The following is an 8,635-nucleotide window of genomic DNA, read 5'->3' on the forward strand; positions in this document are numbered from 1 at the left end:
CGGCACCCGTGTGGGTGCCGGCCCTCCGCCGTCGGGGCGCGTGGTCGCGCGGTCCGGGTCAGCCCCCGGGCGGCCCGATGAACAGCAGCGCCACGAAGAGCAGCACCACGCCTGCCAGGGCCACCAAGGCGGCCACCGCCGGGTTGCGCAGCGCCCAGGCCGCCAGGCGCTCCAGCGGCCCGGTACCGGGCTCACGGCGCAGGCGCCAGCGGTCGGCCAGCAGGCTCCTGCCCTCGGCCCAGCGCTCGAACGGGACGGTGGCGAAGGGCACCACCGCGGAGGCCAGGCCCAGCAGCGTGCGGCCCGCACCCCATCGGCCGTCCACGGCCACGAGCACCGTGGTGAGGCACAAGAGCAGGAACACGAAGCCGTGGACCCCACCTCCGATGCGCACCCCGAGCTCGGTGGTGTGCGTGACGTACTTGAGCACCATGCCCGTGAGCAGAAGCGCCCAGGTGATGGCCTCGGCCACCGCCACCCAGCCGTACACCCGCCGGGGCGGGAGCGCGTCGGCCACCCGGCCGTCGTGCTCCCGCCCCGGGGTGGTGGTGCGGGCGGTCACTCGCCCACCAGCGCACGGTCGGCGTCACCGGTCAGCGCGTCCGGGTCCGGGGCGCCCTCGCGGCGGCGCGAGGAGAAGGTGAACTCCTGCGCACCGGTGGGCACCGTGGCCCCGCTGGCACCCGGGTTGATGGGCCCGGCCACGTTCTGCTCCTCCGGCTCGGCCGGCGCGTTGGCGCCCACCTCGATGATGTCGCCGGCGGTGAACTCGCCGTACAGGATCTTCTCGGAGATGACGTCCTCGATCTCGCGCTGGATGGCGCGACGCAGCGGACGGGCACCGAGCACGGGGTCGTACCCGCGCTTGGCCAGCAGCTCCTTGGCGTCCTGCGTGAGCTCGATGGACATGTCCTTGTCCGCCAGGCGCTCGTCGAGGCGGCCGATCATGAGGTCCACGATCTGCACGATCTCGGCCTGCGTGAGCTGCGGGAACACGACCGTGTCGTCCACGCGGTTGAGGAACTCCGGGCGGAAGTGCTGCTTGAGCTCCTCGGACACCTTGGCCTTGAGGCGCTCGTAGTCCGTGCCGGACTCCGGGCCGGCCGAGAAGCCGAGCGATACGCCCTTGGCGATGTCCCGCGCACCCAGGTTGGTGGTCATGATGATGATCGTGTTCTTGAAGTCCACCGTGCGCCCCTGCGAGTCGGTCAGGCGACCGTCCTCGAGGATCTGCAGCAGGCTGTTGAAGATGTCCGGGTGGGCCTTCTCGACCTCGTCGAAGAGCACCACGCTGAACGGCTTGCGGCGCACCTTCTCGGTGAGCTGGCCGCCCTCGTCGTAGCCGACGTAGCCGGGGGGCGAGCCGAACATGCGGCTCACGGTGTGCTTCTCGCCGAACTCCGACATGTCCAGCTGGATGAGGGACTCCTCGTCGCCGAAGAGGAACTCCGCCAACGCCTTGGCCAGCTCGGTCTTTCCCACACCGGTGGGGCCGGCGAAGATGAACGAACCGCCGGGGCGGCGCGGGTCCTTGAGGCCCGCACGGGTGCGGCGGATGGCCTGCGAGAGCGCGTGGATGGCGTCGTCCATGCCCACGATGCGCTTGTGGAGCTCGTCCTCCATCTTGAGCAGGCGGCTGGACTCCTCCTCGGAGATCCGGAACACGGGGATGCCCGTGGTGGCGGCCAGCACCTCGGCAATGACGTCCTCGTCCACCACCGCGGCGACGTCCTGGTCGCCCTCCTTCCAGGCCTTCTCGCGCTCGGTGCGCTCGGCGAGCAGGGTCTGCTCGTCGTCGCGCAGCGAGGCGGCCTTCTCGAAGTCCTGCCCGTCGATGGCCGACTCCTTCTCCCGGCGCACCGCGGAGATCTTCTCGTCGAGCTCGCGCAGGTCCGGCGGAGCGGTCATCCGCTGGATGCGCAGGCGGGCGCCGGCCTCGTCCACGAGGTCGATCGCCTTGTCCGGCAGGTAGCGGTCGTTGACGTAGCGGTCGGCCATGTTCACCGCCGCGGCCAGGGCACCGTCGGTGATGGACACGCGGTGGTGCGCCTCGTAGCGGTCACGCAGGCCCTTGAGGATCTCGATGGCGTGCGCCAGCGAGGGCTCGTTCACCTGAATCGGCTGGAAGCGGCGCTCCAGCGCGGCGTCCTTCTCGATGTGCTTGCGGTACTCCTCCAGCGTGGTGGCGCCGATGGTCTGCAGCTCGCCGCGCGCCAGCATCGGCTTGAGGATGTTGGCCGCGTCGATGGCGCCCTCGGCGGCACCCGCACCCACCAGGGTGTGGATCTCGTCGATGAACAGGATGATGTCGCCGCGCGTCTTGATCTCCTTGAGCACCTTCTTGAGGCGCTCCTCGAAGTCACCGCGGTAGCGCGAACCGGCCACCAGCGACCCGAGGTCCAGGGTGTAGACGTGCTTGTCCTTGAGGGTCTCCGGCACGGTGCCGGCCACGATGTCGGCGGCCAGTCCCTCGACGACGGCGGTCTTGCCGACGCCGGGCTCGCCGATGAGCACCGGGTTGTTCTTGGTGCGGCGGGAGAGCACCTGCATCACCCGCTCGATCTCCTTCTCGCGCCCGATGACCGGGTCGAGCTTGCCCTCGCGGGCGGCCTGGGTGAGGTTGCGGCCGAACTGGTCGAGCACCAGCGACCCGGCCGGGGTCCCCTCGCCCTGCCCGCCGGAGGCGCCCACGCCCGCGGTCTGCGGCTCGCCCTGTCCGCCGGAGTAGCCGGAGAGCAGCTCCAGCACCTGCTGGCGCACGGTGGTGAGGTCGGCGCCCAGCTTCACGAGCACCTGGGCGGCCACGCCCTCGCCCTCGCGGATCAGGCCGAGCAGGATGTGCTCGGTGCCGATGTACTGGTGGCCCATCTGCAGGCCCTCGCGCAGCGAGAGCTCCAGCACCTTCTTGGCCCGGGGACTGAAGGAGATGTGGCCGGAAGGGGCCTGCTTGCCCTGGCCGATGACCTCCTGCACCTCCTGACGCACGGCGTCCAGCGAGATGCCGAGGTTCTCCAGGGCCTTCGCGGCCACCCCCTCGCCCTCGTGGATGAGGCCGAGCAGGATGTGCTCGGTGCCGAGGTAGTTGTGGTTGAGCATGCGCGCCTCGTCCTGGGCCAGGACGACGACGCGCCGTGCGCGGTCGGTGAACCGTTCGAACATCTCAGCTCCTTGCCTCGTGGGACGTCCTAGTCGCTCAACAGTGCGTCCTCGGGGGCTGTTCCGCGCGGAGGCCGTCGGGCCGTTCGCTGTGCGCGAACCCTGCGGCGCCGGGGCTCAGAGGGGACGACCGGCCAGCGCCCCCACGGCGCGACCCACCCAGTCGGTGAGCTGCTCGGCCACCCGGGCGGCCACCTCCGGCGGACGGCGGTAGGGGTCCTCCACCGACTCGGAGCGCGAGGAGGGCAGGCGCAGGGCCGCCACGGCCTGCACCAGCTCCGGACCGCCGGGCACCGGCCCGCGGGCGGCCAGCTCGTCCACCGAGCGCACGAAGTGCCCCAGCGTGTGCGTGCGCCGCGTGAGGCCCGGCGCCTCCTCGACCACGTAGGCCTTGTGGCCGCGCTCCATGGTGAGCACGAGGTCGACCTCGCGCAGCAGCGGCAGCGCGACCTGCCGGGAGGCGAAGCCGTCCGGGTCGCCCCCGCGGCGCCGCAGCTCGGCGGCCATCTGGTCCTCCATCGGGTGCCCCACGAGCGCGGTCGTGCCCGCCGAGGCGAAGGACAGCCCGGCGGGGGCCAGGTGCCGAGAGAGGCGCTCGGCGAAGGTGGACCGGCAGATGTTGCCGCTGCAGACGTACAGGATGTTCACGAGGGGGCCTCCCAGGAGTGCGGAGCAGCGACGGCGGACGGCCCGAGTGTAGGCGGGGTGAGGGTGCCGATTCTCACGTCACCGAGCGCTCCGGGAGCCGGTGGCCGGCCCCACCGGAACGCTACAGTGGCCGGACTGCGCCGTAGGTGCAGCCGGTTCACATCCTCACCACCGACGGAGAACGTCTTGACGCTCGACGACATCCTCCGGCTCACCCGCCGGCACATCATCACCCTGGTGCTCAGCACCCTGGCGGGCATCGCCCTCGCGGCCGGGTGGGTCGCCATGCAGACCCCCGTCTACACGGCCACCGCCACCGGCGTGGTGCAGGCCTCCTCGGGAACCGGCACCGTGGGTGAGTCCCTCTCCGGCAACTCGCTGGCCATCACCAAGAGCTCGGCCTACGTGACCTACTTCAGCAGCCAGCCGGTCGCAGAGCGGGTCATCAAGCAGCTCAACCTGGACACCGACCCGGCCGCCCTGTCGTCGCGGGTGAGCGCCAAGGTGGAGGAGGAGACCCCCAACATCACGGTGAGCGCCAAGGGCGGGTCGCCCCAGGAGGCCAAGCAGCTCGCCGACGCCGTGGTCACCGAGACCGCCGCGTACGTGAAGGACCTGGAGACCAAGAACCTCACCGACGGACCGTCCTACCCGGCTCAGCAGGAGCCCTCGAGCGACGAGAGCAGCAGCCAGAAGGACAAGGAGCAGCGCACGCCGGCCACCAGCATCCTGCCGCTGGCCAGCGCCGACCTGCCCTCCTCGCCCACCGAGCCGCAGCCGGCCCGCGCCCTGGTGCTCGGCGGCCTCGCCGGCCTGGCCCTCGGCTACCTCATCGCGTGGTTCCGCCACCGCCAGGACACCCGCATCCGCACCCAGGAGGACATCGAGGAGGCCTCGGGCGGCACCTCCACGCTGGGCCTCATCCCGGCCAACGAGGCCCTGTCCTCCCCGGAGCGCGCCGTCCGCGACTCCGGCGAGGTGGACTTCGCCACCCGGGAGGCCCTGCGCCAGTTCCGCACCAACCTGCGCTTCGTCAACGTCGACCACGCGCCCAAGTCGATCGTCGTCACCTCCGCCCGCATGGGTGAGGGCAAGTCGACCATCTCGTCCAACCTGTCCTACCTGCTGGCCGAGGGCGGGGAGCGCGTCATCCTCGTGGACGCCGACCTGCGCCGCCCGTCGGTGGCCGGAATCTTCGACATCGACGCCTCGGTTGGCCTCACCCAGGTGCTCGCCGGCACGGCCGACCTGGCCGACGCCGTCCAGCCCACCGCGCACCCCAACCTCATGGTGCTGCCGGCCGGCACCATCCCGCCCAACCCCTCGGAGCTGCTGGGCTCGCAGCGCATGCGCGACCTCATCGCCACGCTGACCCAGACGCACCGCGTCATCCTCGACGCCCCGCCGCTGCTGCCGGTGACCGATGCCGCGCTGCTCACCACCGCCGCCGACGGCGCGGTGCTCGTGGTGGCCGCCGGGGACACCCGCAAGGAGCACGTGGAGCGCGCCGCGGCCAACCTGCGCAATGTCAACGCGAACCTGCTGGGTGCCGTCATCAACCGCGCGTCGGTGAGCCGCCTCAACCGCATCCTCTACGGCGAGGGCTACGGCTATGGCTCGTACGGCTACGGTGCGGGCTACGGCGACGGCTACGGCGACGACAAGAAGAGCAGGAAGCGCCGCAAGCGTCGCAAGAAGTGAGCCAGCGCCCCACGGGGCGCACACGGCGGAGGGCCACCGGGAATCATCCCGGTGGCCCTCCGCCGTGTGCGGTGGCGCCGCGGCCGACGCCCGGCGCCCGCCCGCGTCAGCCGTTGGCCTTGGCGTAGGCCTCCTCGAGGTCGGCCGAGAGGCGACCTCGGTCGCTGACCTCCCAGCCGTTGGCACGGCCCCACTCGCGGATGGCCGCGAGCTCGCGCTTGCGGGCGGCCCCGGAGGTGCTGGAACCACCGCTGCTGCGCTTGGCGGGCGCCTTGCGGCCCACGGCCCGGCGGGCGTGCCCCACCCAGGTGGCGAAGTCGTCGCGCAGTCGGGCGGCGTTGTCGGCGTTGAGGTCGATCTCGTAGGAGACGCCGTCGAGGGCGAAGGTCACGGTCTCCGTGGCCTCACCGCCGTCCAGGTCGTCCTCCAGAATGATCACCTGTCGTTGCACCATCTCGCGCACGTCCTCTCGTTCCTGTTCGTTCTCGAGGGACATTTGATCCCACAGGAATCGTTTCACGCAACTCCTCGTGGCCGGCAACAGAAAACGGAACCGTGTTCACGGCTCCGTTTCCTGTTCACTTTCCGCGGCTCTCAGCCGACGGGATCCTCCTCGGCGGCTTCCTGCTCCGCCTCCCACTGGGCCACCGCGGCGCGCTCGCGGCGGTCGCCCTCCACGATGTGCTTCATGAGCACGTAGAACAGGTAGAGGATGCCGACACTGGGCACCAGGGCCGCGATGTACGGCCAGATCGCGCCGAACAACTCGCTCATCACGCCTCCGGCTTGGTGTGGGGGAACAGGATGGTCTCGCGGATGCCGGCGCCGGTGAACAGCATGACCATGCGGTCCAGACCGAACCCGAGGCCACCCATGGGCGGGGCACCGTACTCCAGCGCGCGCAGGAAGTCCTCGTCGAGCTGCATGGCCTCCGGGTCACCGGCGGCGGCCTCGAGCGACTGGGCGGTGAGCACCTCGCGCTGCACCACCGGGTCGATGAGCTCGGAGAAGGCCGTGGAGCGCTCCACGCCGCCGATGATGAGGTCCCAGGCCTCGATGAGGTCCGGCTTGCTGCGGTGCGGGCGTGCCAGCGGCTGGGCCGACGGCGGGTAGTCGCACAGGAAGGTGGGCTGCACCAGGCCGGGCTCCACGAGCTCCGAGAGCAGCTCGAGCACGATCTTCTCGGCGCCCCACCCGTCCTCGAGCTCCACGTCGTGCTCGGCGGCCAGGCGGCGCAGGGTGGCCTCGTCGGTCTGCGGGGTCACCTCGGTGCCCACGGCCTGCGAGACACCCTCGTAGACCGGCAGCCAGCGCCACTCGGCGGCGAGGTCGATGTCCCCGGCCGGGGTGTGCAGCACCCGGGACTCCAGCAGGCCGGCCTCGATGAGGGCGTCGGCCACGGCCAGGTACATCTCCTGCATGAGCTCGGCCATGGTGGTCTGGTCGCCCCAGGCCTCGTACGCCTCGAGCATCGTGAACTCGGGGCTGTGGGTGGAGTCCACGCCCTCGTTGCGGAAGATGCGGCCGATCTCGAAGACCTTCTCGATGCCACCGACGACGGCCTTCTTGAGATTGAGCTCCAGCGCGATGCGCAGCGTCATCGGCTGGTCGAAGGCGTTGAGATGCGTGTGGAACGGGCGGGCGTGCGCGCCACCGTGGATGAGCTGCAGCACCGGCGTCTCGATCTCGGTGTAGCCGCGGTCCTCCAGAAAGCGTCGCACGGTGGAGGTGATGACCGAGCGGGTCATCACCATGCGGCGGGCCTCGTCGCGCACGATGAGGTCGGCGTACCGCTGGCGGACGCGCTGCTCCTCGGAGAGGTCCTTGTGCAGCGTGGGCAGCGGGCGCAGGGCCTTGGAGGCCAACTGCCAGTCGGTGGCCATGACCGAGAGCTCGCCGCGACGGCTGCAGATGACCCGGCCGGTCACCGAGACGATGTCGCCCAGGTCCACCACGGACTTCCACAGCTCGAGGGATTCCTGCCCCACCTCGGCCAGGGAGAGCATGGCCTGCAGCCGCTCGCCACTACCGGCCTGCAGGGTGGCGAAGCAGAGCTTGCCGGTGTTGCGCGAGAAGACCACGCGGCCGGTCACCGAGACGACCTCCTGCGTCTCCTCACCCGTCCCCAGGTGGCCCCACTGCTCGCGGACCTGCTCCAGGGAGTGGGTGCGGGGGACCTCCACCGGGTAGGCCTGGGCACCGGACTCCAGCACGCGCGCCCGCTTCTCCCGGCGCACCCGCATCTGCTCGGGCAGGTCCTCGGCGGGGGCCTGGGGGGTGGTCGGGTCCTGGGGCGTGGTCGGCTGCTCAGTCACCCTCACGATTCTAGGCGTTCCCGCGGTGCCGCCCACCCTCACCCGGGCAGGTCCACCCCCTCGTGACGCAGCAGCCACTCCTTGTTCTCCACGGTGCCCGCGTAGCCGTGCGCCTGCCCCGACGCGCTCACCACGCGGTGGCAGGGCACCACGATGCTCAGGGGGTTGCGGGAGTTGGCCGCCCCCACCGCCCGGACGGCCGTGGGGCGCCCGATGGCCTCGGCCACCTCGCCGTAGGTGCGCACCTGGCCGAAGGGGATGCGGGCGAGCTCGTCCCAGACCAGGCGCTGGAAGTCGGTGCCGCGCGGAGCGAGGTCCAGGTCGAAGGTGCGACGGGTGCCGTCGAAGTACTCGCCCAGCTGCCGCACCGCCTCGGGAAACGCCTCGTCGTCGCGGGGGCCGAAGCGCTCCCGGTCCGGGGCCGGCGTGTGGTCGGGCCAGTACAGGCCCTCGAGGCGGTGGCCATCGCCCACCAGGGTGACCTCCCCCATCGGGACGGGCACCACGCGGTGCACGCGGTCGGCCGCGGCGACGGGCTCGGGCAGGACGCGGGGGGTCATGGTGCCTCCGGGCGAGGGATCGGACTGTGCGTGGGCACCACCCAACACCCACCGGCGCCCCGGCACCAGCCCCACCCCCGAGCGGGTGTGGACGGGCATCCACGCCACCCGGCCGTCCACAGATCCATCTGACTCCGCGGGAGGGGTGCAGGACCTCAGTCCTCCAGACCCAGCGCGCGCAGCACCGCGTGCGCCGCCGGCGGTGCCTCGATGCGGGCGGCCACCGCGTGACGCGCCGCGGCCCGCTCCAGGGCC

At 71.5% G+C, this 8,635-nt stretch carries 8 protein-coding genes; 1 reads left to right on the plus strand and 7 read right to left on the minus strand.

The annotated features are described in order from the left end of the window. Window positions 1-58: 58 nt before the first annotated feature. The 3 genes from HMPREF3099_RS09985 to HMPREF3099_RS09995 all read right to left on the minus strand — a co-directional run bounded on the left by HMPREF3099_RS09985 (window position 59) and on the right by HMPREF3099_RS09995 (window position 3,804). Window positions 59-562: a DUF3817 domain-containing protein gene (locus HMPREF3099_RS09985; RefSeq protein WP_237769827.1), complete on the minus strand. Its 504-nt coding sequence runs from the start codon at window positions 560-562 to the stop codon at window positions 59-61. Next, entirely contained in the window at window positions 559-3,159 is a 2,601-nt protein-coding gene (locus HMPREF3099_RS09990) for an ATP-dependent Clp protease ATP-binding subunit (protein ID WP_070705829.1), read from the minus strand. Before HMPREF3099_RS09990 ends, HMPREF3099_RS09985 begins: the two co-directional genes overlap by 4 nt. 114 nt (window positions 3,160-3,273) lie before the next feature. Next, the gene (locus HMPREF3099_RS09995) at window positions 3,274-3,804 is read right to left on the minus strand and encodes an arsenate reductase/protein-tyrosine-phosphatase family protein (protein ID WP_168168514.1); all 531 of its coding nucleotides are present in this window, start codon (window positions 3,802-3,804) and stop codon (window positions 3,274-3,276) included. 186 nt (window positions 3,805-3,990) lie between these two features. On the opposite strand from HMPREF3099_RS09995, the gene HMPREF3099_RS10000 reads away from it, so the two are divergent. Further along, the gene (locus HMPREF3099_RS10000) at window positions 3,991-5,505 is read left to right on the plus strand and encodes a tyrosine-protein kinase domain-containing protein (protein ID WP_070705831.1); all 1,515 of its coding nucleotides are present in this window, start codon (window positions 3,991-3,993) and stop codon (window positions 5,503-5,505) included. A gap of 106 nt (window positions 5,506-5,611) precedes the next feature. On the opposite strand, the gene HMPREF3099_RS10005 is transcribed toward HMPREF3099_RS10000, so the two are convergent. The 4 genes from HMPREF3099_RS10005 to HMPREF3099_RS10020 all read right to left on the minus strand — a co-directional run bounded on the left by HMPREF3099_RS10005 (window position 5,612) and on the right by HMPREF3099_RS10020 (window position 8,380). Further along, window positions 5,612-5,959 carry a histone-like nucleoid-structuring protein Lsr2 gene (locus tag HMPREF3099_RS10005; RefSeq protein ID WP_070705836.1) on the minus strand — a complete coding sequence of 116 codons (348 nt, stop codon included), beginning with the start codon at window positions 5,957-5,959 and terminating at the stop codon, window positions 5,612-5,614. Window positions 5,960-6,099: 140 nt separating this feature from the next. Next, entirely contained in the window at window positions 6,100-6,279 is a 180-nt protein-coding gene (locus HMPREF3099_RS10010; RefSeq protein ID WP_070705832.1) for a hypothetical protein, read from the minus strand. Continuing rightward, window positions 6,279-7,820, minus strand: coding sequence for a lysine--tRNA ligase (gene lysS, locus HMPREF3099_RS10015; protein WP_070705833.1), 1,542 nt, complete (start codon window positions 7,818-7,820; stop codon window positions 6,279-6,281). The genes HMPREF3099_RS10010 and lysS overlap by 1 nt, the downstream gene beginning before the upstream one ends. A 38-nt stretch (window positions 7,821-7,858) precedes the next feature. After that, window positions 7,859-8,380, minus strand: a complete 522-nt coding sequence (locus HMPREF3099_RS10020; protein WP_070705834.1) for a methylated-DNA--[protein]-cysteine S-methyltransferase — start codon at window positions 8,378-8,380, stop codon at window positions 7,859-7,861. Between the last annotated feature and the right edge of the window lie 255 nt (window positions 8,381-8,635).

The sequence above is a fragment of the Kytococcus sp. HMSC28H12 genome (genome assembly GCF_001816045.1).
GTDB lineage: Bacteria > Actinomycetota > Actinomycetes > Actinomycetales > Dermatophilaceae > Kytococcus > Kytococcus schroeteri.

Bases quoted from the DNA above. Each gene is read 5' to 3' on its own strand.
- HMPREF3099_RS10010 (WP_070705832.1), bottom strand. From the start codon at position 6,279: ATGAGCGAGTTGTTCGGCGCGATCTGGCCGTACATCGCGGCCCTGGTG.
- HMPREF3099_RS09990 (WP_070705829.1), bottom strand. From the start codon at position 3,159: ATGTTCGAACGGTTCACCGACCGCGCACGGCGCGTCGTCGTCCTGGCC.
- HMPREF3099_RS10005 (WP_070705836.1), bottom strand. From the start codon at position 5,959: ATGGTGCAACGACAGGTGATCATTCTGGAGGACGACCTGGACGGCGGT.
- HMPREF3099_RS10020 (WP_070705834.1), bottom strand. From the start codon at position 8,380: ATGACCCCCCGCGTCCTGCCCGAGCCCGTCGCCGCGGCCGACCGCGTG.